The sequence below is a fragment of the Paenibacillus sp. FSL H3-0329 genome (genome assembly GCF_037963285.1).
GTDB classification, from domain to species: Bacteria; Bacillota; Bacilli; order Paenibacillales; family Paenibacillaceae; genus Paenibacillus_AQ; species Paenibacillus_AQ odorifer.
Genome location: NZ_CP150150.1, coordinates 6,120,709 through 6,139,282 on the forward strand (window position 1 = coordinate 6,120,709; position 18,574 = coordinate 6,139,282).

Annotated in this window: 10 protein-coding genes; 1 reads left to right on the top strand and 9 read right to left on the bottom strand. The window is 36.8% G+C overall.

The window, feature by feature from the left end; translation table 11 throughout:
• Positions 1–19: 19 nt before the first annotated feature.
• A complete protein-coding gene (locus NSQ66_RS26985) occupies positions 20–301 on the top strand; it encodes a hypothetical protein (protein ID WP_076141921.1) in 282 nt (93 codons plus the stop codon).
• Positions 302–369: 68 nt separating this feature from the next.
• Here NSQ66_RS26985 and NSQ66_RS26990 read toward each other — a convergent pair whose 3' ends face one another.
• The 9 genes from NSQ66_RS26990 to NSQ66_RS27030 all read right to left on the bottom strand — a co-directional run bounded on the left by NSQ66_RS26990 (position 370) and on the right by NSQ66_RS27030 (position 18,057).
• Positions 370–3,321 (bottom strand): DEAD/DEAH box helicase family protein, encoded by a 2,952-nt coding sequence (locus tag NSQ66_RS26990; protein WP_076141920.1) that lies wholly within the window; start codon positions 3,319–3,321, stop codon positions 370–372.
• Positions 3,318–4,598 carry a restriction endonuclease subunit S gene (locus tag NSQ66_RS26995; RefSeq protein ID WP_081390159.1) on the bottom strand — a complete coding sequence of 427 codons (1,281 nt, stop codon included), beginning with the start codon at positions 4,596–4,598 and terminating at the stop codon, positions 3,318–3,320. Before NSQ66_RS26995 ends, NSQ66_RS26990 begins: the two co-directional genes overlap by 4 nt.
• Positions 4,598–6,637, bottom strand: a complete 2,040-nt coding sequence (locus NSQ66_RS27000) for a class I SAM-dependent DNA methyltransferase (RefSeq protein WP_076141919.1) — start codon at positions 6,635–6,637, stop codon at positions 4,598–4,600. The genes NSQ66_RS26995 and NSQ66_RS27000 overlap by 1 nt, the downstream gene beginning before the upstream one ends.
• A gap of 198 nt (positions 6,638–6,835) precedes the next feature.
• Positions 6,836–9,151, bottom strand: coding sequence for an AAA family ATPase (locus tag NSQ66_RS27005; RefSeq protein ID WP_076141918.1), 2,316 nt, complete (start codon positions 9,149–9,151; stop codon positions 6,836–6,838).
• 688 nt (positions 9,152–9,839) lie between these two features.
• Positions 9,840–11,426, bottom strand: a complete 1,587-nt coding sequence (locus NSQ66_RS27010; RefSeq protein WP_081383675.1) for a TnsD family Tn7-like transposition protein — start codon at positions 11,424–11,426, stop codon at positions 9,840–9,842.
• A 12-nt stretch (positions 11,427–11,438) separates the two neighbouring features.
• A complete protein-coding gene (locus tag NSQ66_RS27015; RefSeq protein ID WP_036681344.1) occupies positions 11,439–13,355 on the bottom strand; it encodes a TnsD family Tn7-like transposition protein in 1,917 nt (638 codons plus the stop codon).
• A 20-nt stretch (positions 13,356–13,375) separates the two neighbouring features.
• Positions 13,376–15,091 carry an AAA family ATPase gene (locus tag NSQ66_RS27020; RefSeq protein ID WP_036681342.1) on the bottom strand — a complete coding sequence of 572 codons (1,716 nt, stop codon included), beginning with the start codon at positions 15,089–15,091 and terminating at the stop codon, positions 13,376–13,378.
• The gene (locus tag NSQ66_RS27025; protein ID WP_036681340.1) at positions 15,081–17,240 is read right to left on the bottom strand and encodes a Mu transposase C-terminal domain-containing protein; all 2,160 of its coding nucleotides are present in this window, start codon (positions 17,238–17,240) and stop codon (positions 15,081–15,083) included. The genes NSQ66_RS27020 and NSQ66_RS27025 overlap by 11 nt, the downstream gene beginning before the upstream one ends.
• Positions 17,241–17,253: 13 nt before the next feature.
• On the bottom strand, positions 17,254–18,057 hold the full coding sequence (locus NSQ66_RS27030) for a heteromeric transposase endonuclease subunit TnsA (RefSeq protein ID WP_036681337.1): 804 nt from the start codon (positions 18,055–18,057) through the stop codon (positions 17,254–17,256).
• Between the last annotated feature and the right edge of the window lie 517 nt (positions 18,058–18,574).

The following is an 18,574-nucleotide window of genomic DNA, read 5'->3' on the forward strand; positions in this document are numbered from 1 at the left end:
GAGGAGGATGAGAAGAAATATGAGGAAATTCGAAAATGTGCCTATTGATAACCTATCGGTAGCTCAAGATCAAAAAACAATTATGGACATCTGCGGAAAACTGAAATCAAAAAAGGTAACTACCGATGATATGAAACGGTTATTAGAGATCACTCAAATAAACCACGAAATTTTTTCAACGTTTCAACTTTCTTTAATTTTAAGAGTGAGTGTAGTTTTACTTGAGGGACGTAGTCTTAGAAACTTATGCGAATATATTCATGAGAATATTATGGGGGCATACGGCATTATTGAGGATTGATTCGAGTTGCCCATTATGCACGGATAAAAATAAGAAGTAGCGGGAAAGTTCTACCCGCTACTTCTTATTTATTTCTTATTTAGTATTTCATAAACATATTGCCCCATATCATCCTCTAGTTGTCCTCTAAATACATCGTCTTCGAGAACTTTCCCATAAAACTCTTGATTCTTCTCATAACCCTCTACCACGTATTCGATAAAACTTTTTCGGAAACCCAGAATAAAATCATCATAAGGATTGTTTTGAGCTTGTGTCGATAAGGTTTGATCTTCTTTTGCAATCTCCACCAATTGTTGAAGGCTTAATTTTTCGTGTTCGCTAAACTCCGTACCGTTTTTCGTATTTAAACGTTCCAGAATAGCTGTCAATGGATCTTTTGGCGGGGGTTCGTTTAAACCACCTCCGCTTACAGAAATAGATACTTTGTAATCCTCACGATTTTCGTTTAGCGTAATGCTGCCCTCGCTCTTTTTCTTGATCGAGTAATATTCCAACACAATTTTGTCTTCTAAATTAATCTTGCCGCTCGCTTTTAGGGCAACCTTCTTTAAGAAATAACGAAGGAATACAAAAAGTTTATGAAGCTCGACATCTACAAAAGGTGTGATTTGCAGGATAAACATGTATATATTAATGAATTTCCGAGCTTTGCTGACAAAGTCCCGCTGCTCCTCCTCCAAAAGCGCCGAGTAACGTTTCACAGCCAAATCAATATAATTATTGGATAATTCCGTATCTCTTTTATCGAGTTTTTCTTTATAAATTATTTCTACGAATTTTTCGATTTCCTCATCGCGCAGAATAAGGTAGTTTTCTAGCTCTTGCTGGATGCTATACAACTCATTGGGCTCTACATCTCCCTCTAACACAGCATCTTCATAATAAGGCAGAAATGACTTCAGAATATCCTCTGGATCATTTACGAAGTCCAAAATAAAGGTATCCTCTTTTCCAGGATATATACGGTTAAGGCGTTGCAGTGTTTGTACGGCTTTAAGGTTCTTCAATTTTTTGTCCACGAACATCGTATGCAGTTTGGGTTGATCGAATCCTGTTTGATATTTTTCTGCGACTAATAAAACTTGGTATTCATCGCTGTCAAACTTTTTCGGGAGCTGAGTCTCCGAAAACCCATTCATGTGCGTTTCCGAAAATTCATTTCCTTCATCTTTGACGGTCCCTGAAAATGCTACCAGTGCCTTCATGTCCGTGTAGCCTTTTTGCTTTATGTATTTGTCGAAGGATAGTTTATACCGAACCGCATGTAGACGAGAAGCGGTCACGACCATCGCTTTGGCTTGTCCGCCTAATTTTTTCTGTGTGACTTTTCGAAAATGCTCAATGATGATTTCTGTCTTTTGATCTATATTATGCGGATGCAAACTCACAAATCTGGAAATGGCCTTTGTCGCTTTTGCACTTTCAAATTCAGGGTCTTCTTCAATCTTCTTTGCAATTCGAAAGTATGTTTTGTAGCTAACGTAATTTTTAAGGACGTCCAAAATAAACTTTTCTTCAATCGCTTGTTTCATACTATACAGATGGAAGGGTTTATCATTGGTACCGAACATTTTCAACGTGCTTCCCTTAGGTGTAGCCGTAAACGCGAAAAAGCTAATGTTTGGCTGCTTACCGACACGGGTGATTTCAGCTAGTATCTTTTCCTCGGTATCCGCTTCAATCTCTTCCGCTTCTTCATCTAGTTTTTGTGCTTCTTCCAGCGTTAGACTGGTCGTTAACGCTGCCATGTTCTTGCCGCTCGTCGAGGAGTGCGCCTCATCAATAATGATCGCGAAATTTTTATCCTTTAAGGTACCCAGCTTGTCTAAGATAAAGGGGAACTTCTGAATGGTCGTAATGATGATTTTCGCGCCTTTATTCAGAGAGTCTGCGAGCTGTGAAGAATCCCCCTCAATTTTCGCAACCATGCCTGCTTTATGTTCCAATTGGTATACAGCCTTTTGCAATTGTTTGTCGAGGACTTTGCGATCTGTCACGACAATGGCGCAATCAAAAACAGACTCATTAGCATCATTATGTAGGGTGGAGAGGCGATGGGATAACCATGATATCGTATTGGTCTTCCCACTTCCCGCGCTATGCTGGATGAGGTAGGAGTGTCCTGCACCCCATGATTTTGCGTGTGACAACACTTTTTTCACGGCATCACGCTGATGATAACGCGGGAAAACCAGCGTTTCTTTCGTGATGATCTTTCCTTCCTCATTCTCTTCCTCATCCACTTTCAAATAGACGAATTTATCCAGGATTTCTAACAGGCTGTCACGGGATAAAACATCCTCCCATACATAGTGGGTCTTCAGTTTACCGTCCACGATGGGATTTCCCTTGCCGTTATTATCCCCTTTATTAAAAGGCAAGAAGAACGTTTTGGTCCCATTTAACCTGGTGGTCATAAATACCTCGTTGGTATCCATCGCAAAACACGCAATGACACGCTCTTTAAAACGAAACAACGTGTCATTCCCACTACGGTCATACATCCATTGGTGCTTTGCATCATCCACGTCTTGTCCTGTAAACTCATTCTTCAGTTCAAAAGCAAGCACAGGTAAACCATTTAGGAAAATAACAAGATCCACACGCCCCTCATCCTTATAGACAAGTTCTTCCGTCACCGAAATACGATTCTGGTTAACCAAGATCATTAAATCCTGGTTAAGTGAGGTTGGCGGTTGAAAGTAAGCTAAATGCAGATGCACGCCGTAGTCTTTAATGCCATTACGAAGTACATCTACCATTCCGCGGCGTTTAAGTTCATGGTCTAATCGAAACAGAATTTTTTGCTGATATTGCCCTTTATAGATATCTTTCAATTTTTCAAGAGCCTTCGTTTGTGTAGCTTCAAGAAACAAAAATAGGTGCGTTTCGTCCAAGGCATATTGACGATTATAATCTTGATTTGTCCCTTCGATATAACCATTTATCGTGGTCAAGTATTCCTTGACCACGGTTTGAAAAGCACGCTCTTTTAGGGCGTTCGGCGTAATGATCATATCTCCACCTCCACTTCACTTGTAGAGTAATTCCGTACATCTATTTTTCCAATGACTGCCTCATAAATAAGGGATTGACGGTATTCTTTAAGTTTGCTAACTTGTTGATTTAAAATATGTATTAATGACTTAAAGTCATCATCCTTCTCAACAATATACTCTGCAATTTGTTCTTGTTCTTTTTTGGGGGGAACTGGAATTTGTATTGATCCTAATTTTTCTTGAGTTAGTTTTGGTTGTGCCGATCCAGAAATATATATTGTATAATCTAAACTTTCTAAAAGATTTACAAAATAATTAATATCTCCGTTTTTCGGTTTTAATATATGAGCATGATTATTAACCCAAAACTTTCCTGAGGCCATATATGCTAATGGCGAGTTTCTAGAATAAAGATTTGCACCATCTTCGCCTATTAAGATTAGGGTATCATCAAAAATATAATCCTCAACTAAATCTATTACACCAGATGCCCCATAATAATCATATTTTTTATTCTCCATTAATCCTCTTTCTTCAGAGCTTAAGGGTATCCTTTTATAATCCAGGTTATTAAATTCGTATTTAATCTTTCCTATTCTCCAATGCTCTGGAATAACACCAATTCCATCCAATTCCGATTCCTTCATCTTCACTTCAGGGTTTAATCCCTTGGTCACAGCTTCGGTGATCATGGCTTGTCGCTGTTCTTTCAGCAAGGAAATCATCGTTTCTTTGTCGGAAATTAGAGAGTCAATTTCTGTTGTTTTTTGATTAAGAAAATTAGCAATTTGAGTTTGTTCACGAAGATCGGGAAGTGGAATAAGTTGACTTCCAATGAAGCTCCAATTTGCTCTAGGCATTTTTGACCCATAAGTTGACGAATCAACCAAATCAGTAAATGCATTTGTCAGCATAGTATAAGCAAGATAACTATTAATTACTTCTTTTGGTTTAGCATGCAAAACCAATAATTCATTTGTTCCTTTTCCGTTAAAATCAACTACTGTACATTTAGCGAGATATGGACGTAGCTTACTAAACACAACATCTCCTTCATAGAAAATATTAGCTAGACTTTCATTAAAATCATCATCGTTGTTTGATGTATTCTTAATTATTTTTCCTGTCTTTGATTCAATGTTCTCTAACCCTAAATAAGGTAGATCTGTTTCATCTCTTGTTTTTACATTTCTCAAATTAACTACATACTTTAATTTTTTCACACTCCAATTTACAGGTAATTTTCCAAACCAAAGAACGCTGGGAATGTAGATCTTACCTTTTTCGTACTGCATCAGACCATCACCTTCTTCAGCTTATCCAATATGCCAGCTTCAAGTTGTTTAATATCTCTCAAGATGTCTTCTGAACTACGAAGAGAAGCATATTGATAAAAATGTTTCGTAAACGGAATCTCATAACCAATTTTCGTCTTACTTTCATCCATCCAAGCATCAGGTACATGCGGGAGCACTTCGCGTTCAAAGTATTCTTGAATATTCTCTTTCAGTGGTACACTTTCCGTATCCCGAAGTGCTGGATCTGCTTCTATATTCCCTTTACTATCTTTACATATATCCGCTGTCTCATCTCGTTCAGATAACCCCATATAGATCGCTTTCCATAAACCTGCTTTAACTTCAGGCATATTTTTAAATAAGGGCTTTAATACCTTTAAAAAAACCTCGCGGTTTTTGTACAACTTATCCGATGTGCTCTGGCTAAGGGCAGTAATAATATCATCTTGGAGCAACTTTCCCTTTTCCCATGCCTCTAATTTTTTTATATCGATACCCTTCTTGTCTTTTTTACGCGATAATTCCATATACGCTTCTTCATCATATAGCTTTGCAAATGCTGATTCATTGTATAAATTATCGATGCGATCGGCGGAGATCATAAAATTTAGTTTGAGCGGTTGTTCCACCGTGATTTTGTGAAAACCAAAGTCTGCTAAATCAAAAATCTTACAGTATTCATTCTCTTTGAAATCACCATAAAGACGTGTAATCTCTGCAATTTGGGATTCACTGATTTCGTTCCGCTTATTCCCAAGACTTTTGCCCATCTTCACGTACAGTTTTGTGGCGTCCAGCAATTGAATTTTTCCTTTTCGCACAGCACCCTTAGCGAGACCATTATTTTTACGATTCGACAAAATCCATATGTATGTCGTAATCCCTGTGTTATAAAACAACTGATCAGGCAAAGCCACGATACCTTCTAGTAAGTCTTCTTCAATGAGCCAACGACGGATCTCACTCTCTCCGCTGCCTGCGTCACCAGTAAACAGGGGTGAACCGTTTGAGATGATGGCCATCCGACTTCCTTTTTCATCACGTTTCATTTTTGAAACCATATGTTGCAAGAATAGAAGTGATCCATCTGAAGTGCGCGGAAGACCCGCTCCATAACGGCCTTCGGTTCCTTTTTCCTCATGCTCTTCAATAATCTTCTCTCCGTAGTGCTTCCATTCCACGCCAAAGGGAGGGTTCATGAGTGCATAACGAACTTGTAAATCTTTATGTCCATCCGCATCGGTTAATGAGTTCCCAAAGGCGATATGTCCTGCATTCTGACCTTTAATGAGAAGGTCTGCACAAGCAATCGCATAGGACTTAGGATTGATTTCTTGTCCAAATACCTCTACCTGTGTTTTCGGATTTAATTCTTGTATATAACGCGTAGCTTCGGAGAGCATTCCGCCTGTTCCACAGGCAAAGTCGCCGATTTGAACAATTTTCCCTTCTTGCATCAATTCAGCTTGGTCCTCGTTTAGGATTAGGTTGACCATTAATTGAATGACCTCGCGCGGCGTATAATGATCCCCTGCTTCTGCATTTTCAGAAAAACGACGAATCAGCTCTTCAAAGATGTATCCCATTTGCATATTAGATACTCTTTCAATCCCTAAATCAATTCCCGCAAACTGCTGGATCACACTATATAGCAGATTATGCTCATCCATTTTTTGAATTTGTTTATCAAACTCAAATCGTTCGAAAATCATACGTACGTTGGATGAGAACCCTTGAATATAATTACGAAGGTTAGCTGCGATGTTATCGGGATCTCTTAATAAAGACTGAAATTCAAAAGTGCTGGTATTGTTAAAATCAAATCCTGTTATTTTGTTTAGGATCGCATCGTGTTTAACGGCAGTTGCCTTTTCAAGTACTTGTTTTTTTGTGGGTTGCAATAAGCTATCAAAGCGACGTAATACACATAAAGGTAAAACCACTTCTTGGTATTCCTCTTTTTTATAAGGTCCACGCAAAATTTCGGCATTTTTCCAAATAAAATTCACAAACTCATTATTCTTTAATTCTTTCATTTCTGACACTCCCTCTTTGATTCGAACACTTTATATTTTATCATTCGACATTACTACAAAGATAACCTTTGAAATCATATCCTGATCTTATCAAAATACATTCCCATTAGAAAAAACATGGTTCATCACCATGCTTTTTTTCATAAATATATTTTTCATTGATGCTTCTGATTATTCTTCAGCCAGTGCTCTTTTTAGCTAGGACACCGCATTATGCATTCCTCTTAGGGCCTGTAACGTTCGTTGAACATAAGCTGATAACTCGGATTCATTGATAGGTTCGCTATCAGCGAATGGATTCTGATCGTGGTGATATTTCTTGCTATAATCGTTAATGTCCTCAAGTTCAGAAAGATGATTCTGTAATAACGAAAGATGCGGCTCTGATGATGTTCGCGCCTTCTGAATAAATCCACCTAGCCAATCATTACTACTGAAATCATGTGGGAATCTAACACGCAAATTCCCCTCAAGAATAGGACGAATGCACATAGCTACAGAACGGAAATTCATTTGTGGTTTTCCTTCTAGAAAGTCCGCAAGTGTAGAAAATAATTGATAATAGTCCGATCTTGTTTCTGCATCGATATCCCAAGTATCAATTATACTATCATGCAATCCCTCTCTTTTAATACAAAGTTGAGTTAATAACGTCTTTTTATCGGAAAACTTCCCCCAAAGGGCACGCGCAAAATATGTATCATGGGTTAATACAATCACTTGTTTGGCTATCGTAGAAAACTTCATAACTTGATCGGCTGTGTAGCTTTTTCGGTGGTTATCCAAACTTGAAATGGGGTCATCAAAAATAATTACTTTTTTGCTTATCTCGGGATCAGATTCTAATTTGGCTAAAAAGAATGCAAAAGCCATACTACTTTTATCTCCTTCACTTAGGGTGTTTTTAAATGAAGGGGTAGATATAGGTGATTTTTCATTCCCTAGTTCCACTGCCGCATTGTTAATATTGAGAATAAAATTGCTGCTGGGCTTACCACCTAAAAAACTCGATTTGTAATCAGAAATTTTAAAACTTGCTCCGCAATGCAACAAGTGACGATTAATTTGCTGTTCATACTTTGAAAATATTTCTTTTGTATATGTGTTCAGCGACGTCCTAATCTCCCCTTTAGATACCTCTAACGTCTTTATTGAACTCAAAATCCGCTTGTACTTTTCAATTAATTCTATTTTTTCATCATTATATCGTAATTTCACATTAGAGTAATAAATGAGTTTGTTTTTAACATCCTGAATTTTGATATTATCCACAAGCGCTTTTTGCGCCTCAATTATATTAATAATTTTGTCAATTGCTCGATTGTATACAGCAAGATCTTCTAAAACCAAAAGATATTGGTCGATAATAGTTAACTTTTCTACGGGTACATCCACTTGTTCAAGTGGCGCTTGTTTTTTCTCTTTTATTAGAGTTTTGATGCATGCTGTAAAATCACTCCAGACTTTCTGTATACAATCCAACTCCAACGGCTGTGGTTCATCAATTGAGGTGTACGTTTTCCAATAGGTTACTAATTCTATGTTTTTATGCACTTGTTTTTGAAGTGCAAGTAGGGAATCGATAGCAAATGTTTTAGCAAACGCCGTCTCCAATAAATTCACGGTGTGTATCACCTTTTTATATTCATCACTAAAATAGGTTTTAAAAGCTTTTATAAGTGTGACATCATTAAGTTCTTGATTACAAAACGGGCATCTTTCCTCATCGGTAATCTTGGCAACACCATATTCAAGCCATTTTTCACCATTCGGGTCAAGGTGTTGCTTAATGTGCTGCTTCGTGAGGTCTTCAGCATTATTTAAAAGTTGTTGAAGATTGACTCCTGAAATGTTACTTAAAAATTTACTTTTATCGAATGTCGGAAGTGTCACCTGAGAACAATTTGGTTTCATTTTAATCTCACTTTGTTTCTCTAGAGAATGTAGAATCTGTCTTTGCTTTGGTATCTCTTCATCAATGTCAGCTTTAGGGGGAAGTTCAATAAAATCATTGGCTGATAAGACACCGTGAACACCCTGTAGGAGCTCTCTCTCAATTTCTTTCCTTTCAGCATTCTCCTTTTTCAGTTCATCATCAAAAGCAAGTAAACGATCCGCCATTTCCCCACCTTGTTTACCAATGGTAAATAAATATAATTGTTTCTTTTGATCATGCTCGATAATATGTCTTGAATACACATTTTGGCTGACAAAAGAAGCATCAAATATTTCAATATCAAAGGCTGGCTTGCTGATCCACTTATTGCCCTTAAAACTTAGCATTCCATCTTCTGAAAGCAAATCAACGACTTGCTCACCAACTCCACCTATTGTTTTTCTGCCAACAATTAATTCTCCATTTTGCTCATGTAGTGAACGAAATATATTGGATAGTGTTGTTTTACCACGTCCGTTTTCAGAATAAATAATGGTGAATTTGTTTAATTGAATTCCTTTAGGAGAACAAGCTCTAAATTTCCCCGTATTCTTAATAGTAACTATTTTTTTGATCAATTTAATCATCCTTTAAATTGAAATAGGAAATATTCTACATTTTCAATCATACTCCTTCCAATTTCGAGTGGTTTAGTAAAATAAAACGAATTTCTGACAATATGTTTAATTATTTACTTTCAAAGAGCAAATGATATAAAACGAATTCTCACCTTCAATGCTAAATCCGTAAAAAAAGAGCCCACCACTAAGGGTGAGCTCGTTTCCCGCTTTTATTGTTGATTTCCTGCTTTTATTGTCTGTTTCCCACTTTTATTGTTCATTTCCCATATTTATTGTTTGAGGTGTTCAGATACATTAATGTTGTGAAGTGAAAAAACCTTGTATATCAAGGTTTTTTCTTGTTTCTTTAAATTTATAAACTACATTAAAGTTATGAAGTGACAATGGGTTAAAATTATTAATGACATTATAGTTGTGAAGTAATACGTTTCTTTATAATTATATCTTGAAACGATAGCCAAAATGGTTAACGAGTTCAAGAAACTCATTATATATCCCAACTACCTTTTCACTAAATCGTTATAAACCAGCTTTAATAAAATATTTAAAGCAAGCTTTGGTCCTCTTTTGCCCCAAATCAAGTAGAATTTGTTAACCAGATAGATATGCATTATTTGCAAAATAATGTTACTAACTCCTCAATGATTTCCTTTACTCAAAGTATTGATTTAATTATTCACCATACTTATTCATTTCTTTTCTTCGTTAAACTATGTAACCGTTCTGAGGTACATGGCAACTTCTCCAACTTTGTACGTAACATTGTTGAGCGATGAAGGAGTCTTCCCACCTCATTTCTTGATAAAGATCTATCACTGGATTCTCTGATCTTATTAGCTACCCGATCAATCTCTTGTACAAATTCTGTATCACGTAATGTCCAATCCACCCTTATGTATTTTTTGTTTGTTCTCCTTTTCGTGTGTTCTTTCGCTTTCCGCTCTACAGGTTTAATAAGTATCTTCAGTTCGTCGTAGACTACTGTACGCCCCAGCTTTAGTTTCTCATTTTGGTTTTTTATTGTTCTAGGATCAACACCAAGTCTTCTAGCCTTCTCACATAATCCAAGAGTCCCATTATTCAGCTCCTCTAGCTTATTGACCCAGACAGAGCCAAACTGTTTAATACGCCCAATGCGGAATTCATCATTTTTATCGCTATCTGGTCCACGCCTTGAATAAACAAATCCGCAACCGCAACTAAACGTCCCCACCGGCTTTCCGGTATCAGAACATCTCGATACAACAACGTCAGCGATTATCTTTTCTCGAAAATGAGTAGCTGCCTTATTTAAACAAGGCCATGGCCCATCTCCAAATGGAGATAGAATAGTAGTGCTCCCTCCTTCTATAATGTCCTTCATTTCTATCTCTAAAAATATTTGCAGCAGAATATGTCTTAGAGGATGTGTAAGATGACGCGGTTTTCGAAGCATTTTATGTAACCAAGTAAATTGACTATCTTCATCTATAGAGCAACCAAGTTTGTCTAGATATGCCATACCATAAAAAGTAATGAAGTCAGGAAGTAATTCCTTAAATCTGATATTTCCCTTTGCTGTGAGCATCCCCCGTTGAGCTAATCTCCGCAAATATATATTTCTTATTCCTTCTTGAATTAAAGGCTGGCTATTCATCTTCAATATTTGCGCTGAGCGTGTAGCAATCAAAAATTCTTTATCTTCACCACGGAAGGAAACCAAATTTTGTTCATCTCTTAAGACAGACTCGAGCATAACAAACTCATGCTTATTCTTTCGCTGAGAGAACAAAATAGAAGAGTCGCTAAGGGTGGCATTATGTAATGGACAAACTGAGACACCAGTCAATTGATGAACTCGATGCCAATACGCTATGCCATATTTTTCGCGATCAGATCCTATACATGCTGGACAGTATCGCAGATATGCTGGTTTGCAGACACCACTTGCTGGGAATCCCATTTTCATATTTATTGACTGCCCATCTCCATAAAGCATTTCTTCATAAACCCAGTTGTAGCGCTCTATAGAGATAAATGGTTTAAAATAAGGCAGCAAGGTAAGCTTATCTAACAATTTGTCTACTGAAATTGCTTTACCAGGGATCAGCGAATATAACTGCATGAGGTGGCTCGGAAGATCTGTTACTGCACACACAGTTTGCTTATTAAATATATCCATCATCGTTTTTTTTGTGCTTTCATTACCAGACCTAGCATGATAACGGGCTAAAACACTGTACAATAGTTCGTCAGGTAGTGGAGGTGGAAAATAAATCATCGATAACCCCATTCTCTCTAATAATTATTTGTAGTATTTAAGTGCCTCATTTTCTGCCCACTCTAATGCTTTCGGAGAACATTTTTTATAAACATGACTAAGATGCTGTAGTCGTTTTTTTGTTAATCTCCTATAACTCGAACCCATAAACTTCTCTAATATATATGGAAATATTCTAATTGCGCATTCATCTATTGTTTCTACATTGGATTCCATTAGCTCTGTTGTGCGATGCAAATATTTACGAAAGTGGTAATATCGAATTTTCAGTGTTTTAGGTATAGCACGTAAAAAACACTCTTTAGTAAATTGATTTGTTGATGGGTATGCTTTTACCTGCTTAATAGCTTTATTGATAATTTGGAACATTTCCTCATCTACCGTGTCTAAATTAAACTTCTGGTTACCTTGTTTTGGGGGCAAAATCCCATCTATCCATTCCCGATCATTCTTCATAAGCCAGTCATAACGGCGAGTACTGTACTTACGAATTTGCAAACGCGAAGCAGCAGGACCTGAAACCTCTATGGCATCCTTCACCGTATTCCGATACTCCTCTATTTTAAGCGATGTACTTGCAGCAGTTTCGTGATAACCCATTTTCAAAATCGCTGCTTGTTCAAGCTTGTCTTGATATGACCTATCACGTTTTAAATTTCTATACGGTTTTAGATATTTCCTTAAAGTCCTTCGATTCGTTAAAAGTTGCGCTGCAATTTTATCCATTATCAAGCCTTCTTCAAAAAGTTGGATTGCACGATTCATAAATAATGCTCCCATTGTTTCTATCGTATATTGCTTTTCATCTTCCGGGTGCGGAAGTCCCCCTCTAGTATAGATCATTCCACAATAAGGACAGATAAATCGACCAGTGATCCAAGCATGAGCTGTGCGTTTAACATTAGGGATAGCTCTTTGATTATATTTCGGACAGATTGCATTGATACAAAGCCATGGTCCATTACCAAAAGGTACAGGTAAAGAATAATTTTGATCTATATATATAAAATCTTCTAAGTTACCTGCAAGGAACCTTATAACTAACAAATATAAAATTATTCTCTCCTTAAGGTTATCCTTCTGAAGAAAACACATTATACTTCTTGAACCTAAAAGATGAATCGAATCAAGTCCGATTGTAGATAGGTAAGAATTATCATAAAACTTTATCACATCAGTAAGTAATTTTTTCTTATATATATGTTCTCCCCGAAAGTGAATGTAGCCTTTGACTCCAAGATAAGAAATTAATTTTATATATATAATTTCCAGATTGATACTCTTTAGCTGAAATAAAGTATTAAAATCTGAAAGTAACTGTTTATTTTCTAAGCTATCTTGTACCCCATTATTATTGTCTATTAGTATTTCATGTCCATTTGGACATTTTGGCTCAATAAGCATTTGACTTCCTTTTTCATCAGTTAATGATGTATTACAAATAGGACACACGTCAATTAAACCACTACCATGTATATGGCACATTTTAAGAAAGGAAAATTGGTGTGTACGATGCAAGTAAACAATCCCGTATTTAGAGAAATCATCGTATATGCAAATAGGACAATAATGAGAGGTATTATGGAGTAGAGATTGGGTCAATCTCTGAAGCATAAATCGATCACTTAATTCATAATTTTTCGAATACATAACCTCCCATAGTTTTATTTGTTTATCAACAGTTAGAAATGATCTAAAGAAAGGAAGGTAGGTGTGATTTTCGATTATTCTTTGCGCAAACTCAATAGTTAGTCCAAATTCATCAGTAATTCGAGAAAGGTTAAGTGGAATTATATTTGCTTTTTTCCTAGCACCTTTTTCTCCAAACAATTCAATATTACTCATCGTGAAAGTCAATGGAGATCGAAGGTAATATCGATGCACAATGCTCCGAAAATCTTCGTCAGGATACGTTGAAGGAAAAGCCACTATATTTCCCATAAGTACCTCCTATCTACTCTCTATAAGAACTCGTCATATTCCCCAACTAACCCTGCTTTCCGAAGTGCCTCATCAACACTTAATTTATCTGTTCTCCCTTGTGAAACAATAAAACGAATATCACATTCGTCTAAATCAAGCTTTGTGGACTTATTCCTTCCCCTTTTCCGTGTAATTCCAACAACTTCTGAAGTATTATAATTTGGGCTATCAGATTTACCTTCAAAAACAAGTTTAGCTATCTCTAAATATAATAATTCCATATCATGGCCAGCTTCCCGGTTATGGAGTTCGACCTTTTCGGCATAGCACAATGCAATTTCTTCAGCACAACCCATTTTCATCGCAAATGTAACAAGCTGCTCAATTAATACTTTTCTATTATGCTGCAGCATAATAAGCTTATGTTCCTCTGAGAGGTGCCCATCTATAGTAATGCGATGCTGCGAATCCTTCAGATATTCTTTAAAGGTGATCCAATCCGGCTTTAAATCCTCATATTCACTAGGATCAATGTCTACACCTCTCCTTATAAGTTCGAAGATCGGCTGAACAAGTCGAAAGGTTCTGTTTGCTACTTTTTCAATCAATTCAGTAGTAATAATTTCATTATCTTCATATAAAATTGCCCGGCATTGAACATGCATGAATAATTTCACGGCAAAGTCGGGTATGCCCAGTGTATGATAATACATTATCGCCTTTAGCTCCGGAGTAAGTGGTGTAAACTTATTCGTGTATTGTAGTTCCCAAATTCCTTCTAAAAAAATATCCCATTCTAGATCATCCTTCATCCGATCCGTAATATTCTCCGCGTATCCGTCTGGAATTCCGCGCCGAGTATTAGCAAGAGAGGTTTTAAATAAGTAAAGAGCTTTAAACGTACCAATTAGCACAATTGGTATACCAAGTGAATTTGTAAGTTCAGTTATGAAATCGATCATTTTCTCTTCGCCACCTGAGTGCCCTTTGTGAATCCTTTGTATTTCATCAATGAATAAGCCACCTAAACTGATATTTCCGGCAACCTTTGCCATTCTTTTGGCCAGAACTTCAGCACGACCATCTTTTTCGGCTAATTCTTCATAATAGTTGCTTCCTAATAACTGATCAACAGCCCAATAAAAATTTCGGCAAAGTGCACCTACCGATTTATTACTAGGACACTCAATGTGAAGCCAAACAACTTGTTTTACCGGGAAGGGCTCTCCATCGTACGCCACATGGTGGATAACTTGTGGAAAAAGCCTTAGCAGTCTTTCATAAGATTTCGTTTTCCCCATGCCACTAAGTCCAATATCCGCCATCATTTGAGCCGTTTGAATATTTCCAGCTAAATTTCTACCCTCTTCATCTGTGCCATGGGATAAAATTTCATCTAAACCTATTGCCATTTCTCTTTGGTAAATGGCGCTTAATGGGTTTCGAGATTGATATCCAATTTTTATCATGTTGTATATATTTCGATATCTCTCGAAATGAGTTATTAATGGCTTCCAATATCCCGGCTTGATTTGTTGAATAAGTTCTAAGCGCTCTTCCAGATCCAGCTGATTTAGATCTCCAGAAAAGCGAGGGGCTGAATCCAGCATCTGATACAATTGATCTTGATTTAGCCTAGGCGGTATTGCTTCTATGAATGGATTTCCCTGATAGGCCTCAACAATCTGTTTATGATATGATGCTTTAATTTGTCTGCCCTTTAGATAAATATAACGTTCTTGTTCACCCACCATTATTGGATGACCTCCTTTCCTGATTTTTTCCTAAAAGAAATATCTGCATCTTATTCAACTTCTGGGGTTCTTCCATAGAAGAAATCATTGGAGCCCGGTTCTCATGTTTAGCATTTTCAGATATAACCTGCGACTTCTGAGATTCGGTAGTAGCTGTCCAAGCATTTGCACTGGATTCAATTCTCTTCTCAAGCTTCCTAACACTCCGTTTATTTTTAAATTTAGCTGATCTGGGCTTGCCTTTTTGGGCTTCTTTTATTTTCGCTACTTCTACTTGAGTCAGGTTTTTGGCCACTGTATCTAGCTCTGCTTCAATTTGATTTCTATCTGCCTTCACCTTCATTAACTGTTTTTTCTTGAATTTCATAATTGAATTTACATCTTCAAAATGAAGACCCTCATACTCCTTAAACCTTTCAGTTAGAAAGAGTTGCTCCTCTTTTCCGTTTTTGAGCATGATAAATACACTGCTGCAATTTCGAGGATCATAACTAACGGTTATCTCACTTTTACCTTCAATCATCTCGTCCTCAAACCAACCGTCTTCTTCACCACGTTGGCAGAAGTATCCCAGTTTTTTTAAAATCACACCACTTCGGGTAATCTTGCACTTTTCTTTAGGAAGAAGTGCGTGTCGAATTAAACTGCGTGGTTGCTCCTGTAGAAGATTATGTTCCATCCCCCAATTCCACATTGATAGAGGAGTCAACTCCACATTATCAACGAACATTTCCTTTGAAACTAAAAATTCATCACTTAATGCCTTTCGGTTATATTCCAGGACGAATAAAATAACTAGTTTTGTGAATGCTTCAAATGTATACGCAGCCTTCTCTTCGGGATTTTTATCCCCCCTAACTCTATGTTCCTTATCCACTCCTCCAGGCATGACCTCTCTCATCCGCATGCAAAAACTTCTGAATTGCTGTTCTATATAGGGTTTTAAATCCGCACGATAGGAAGGAGGATTACCTATACGTACATTGAGAAGTGCCAGGTTGTTAGAATTTTTGCTTTTCATTTCTCCTCGGTCACCAACAATATATCTAGGTAAATGTTTAGCTGGCCAATCTTCTTCATTTATTGCTATCCCAAACTGTGCGCAATATGCGACCTTATCAGTTGCGGCATTTTCAAGTGCTACCATTTCTTCTTCCCAAGAAGGGGTTTTACACACGTGTACCCCTGCAATCAATCTGTTTAGGGCATCTTTTACAAAATAAACATGTGGCCTTCCGATAACAGTTCTATGATCGATCGAGACTAATATAACATCAGCAGGTGTTGAATCCGTTTCGTATAGTGCTCCAGGTCCTTGGAGGTCACCATTTGCAGATTTAAGATGAGATCTTGCAATCATTTCAGCTTTTCGCGGGCCAAATTTAGCAGCAGTTTTTCTCTTTTTATTAAACTCCTTATTATACCAATACATAAACTGCCTCAATGAAGGGCCAGCAACTATTGGAATTAACTCGTTATATTTTCTATAATGTCCATCAGAGTATTCTTCCTCACACATATGTTTGTGCGTCGCTCTAAGATTCATTCCTTGGTCCGTATGGAATTTCTTAATTGCTTTTTTAAACTTGTCTTTGTCCTCCTTGGTTATAATGAAACTTTTACCATTCTCAGGTTTCGGGCCTGTATTTATATTTCTTTTTAATGGGCTAGTTGAAACCCCAACGTCAAAATAATCATTTAAAAGACCATTCACTTTCTTTCCATAGAACCAGTACTTCTTCAATAAACTATAGACCCAATTCACTTGTTTCTTGAATTGATCTGCTACCTCACTAACTAGCTTTCCTCTTTTTTCAGGTATGTAAATATTGGGTTCTTTACATACAATATTCTCAATAATCGCGAATTTTTCATCTCTTCTTTTGGAGTATTTATTTAGATATTTTTCATCAGGAGCGATCAAACGCATGTCGGGGTCGATAGGTTCTATTTGGGCATTACCGCATTCCAGGTCAAATAATAAATCTTTATAATCTCGGAAATAAGGAAATGGTATTTTCTTTTTATCATCAATGTTAATGAGGACAACTTGAGATCGATCAGGAGCGATCCACAATACACGTTCAAAAGTTCGTTTTTTATTAAGACCAACATCAAGGAAACAGATAATAGAATTTTGATAAATCATTTTTTCACCACCTCTATTTTATAGGTTTCTCTATCACCAAAGGAGCGCTTTCACGTATTAATACGTTCATATCTGTTATCCAACGCTTATTAGCGAGCATATGTTTAACCATAAACATTGACGTTCCTGGTTCTAGACCAATATTCTGATCGCACTTTAAACAACTCTTGCTTATTGATAAGCGTTGATCATTTTTAATCAATAATTCAAATAAAGGTTCAGCAATCATATTTACCATTTCGTTATCCAATCCTGGACGTACATCTGGCCGCTTTGCATCGTGCAACCAGTCAATATTTTTTATGAAATTAATAGGTCTTCCTACATCAAATACAACTTTCCACTGAAGGCCGATTTCTTTATAATAACGCCTTTCAATTTCAAATAACTCAAGCGTCCTTTTGGTCAATTTATTAGTTGGCTTAAACGTTCTGGCTACATCCTTTACTCCATTCTCACCATTTGGAACTGTTAACATAAAATCAGAAGTCTGAACTACATCTTGTCCCTTTAGATTCGCATGAATTATATTTAACTTCTTCGCTATTCGTTGTGTTTCTTCAATTGGAAGGGGATATTGCTCTCTGATATCTATAACTTGATCTGTCCAATCCTGTACAAGCAGGTATTGATACTCATATTTGGACAGTGTATGATGTATTCGATTTGAATGCCACCCTGGAGTACGGGTTAACCATCCCTCTGATGCCACTTTATTATCGTTCGCTTGAATAAAAGGAATGTAGTCTGCCCCTCTGCCTTGCCCTCTTCCATCCTTAAGTCGATTTACATGAGTTCTATATACGGTGTTTGTCATCAAGCTAACCTCCTCTTAAAACATAAAGACGCATAACTAATTTGTTATGCGTCTCTGGCTGCAGTATATGTACCCCATTAACCTCAGTATCCTATTCTTAAACAAGTAATAATGAGGATATATATTGTCAGAAATTCAAGAAAATAATTTCAATATTTATCATATTTTTATAGAGTTTCTCTTCGTACATGAAAAATAATTATCTGCACAATAATTAACGAGATCTTCACGAGTCTTCTCATGAATTTTTAGCAGTTGATTTAAAACAAAAATTCGTTGGATATAATCTTCAGCAAACGTGAACAATTTCCTTTTGTATTAATCTATTTGATTTTGTTGTTTCCGAGTTATTACATATAAACTCAGTAAATTGATGCAACTTATAAACGTCATCTTTAATTCATCGCTAAGCACCTCACTGGGGCTCTATCTCTATTATCTCCACCTCACATTAATTAAAACGCTCTAAGAGAAAACTATCTAAATAAATACTTGAATGAACTCGAATAAAGGACAC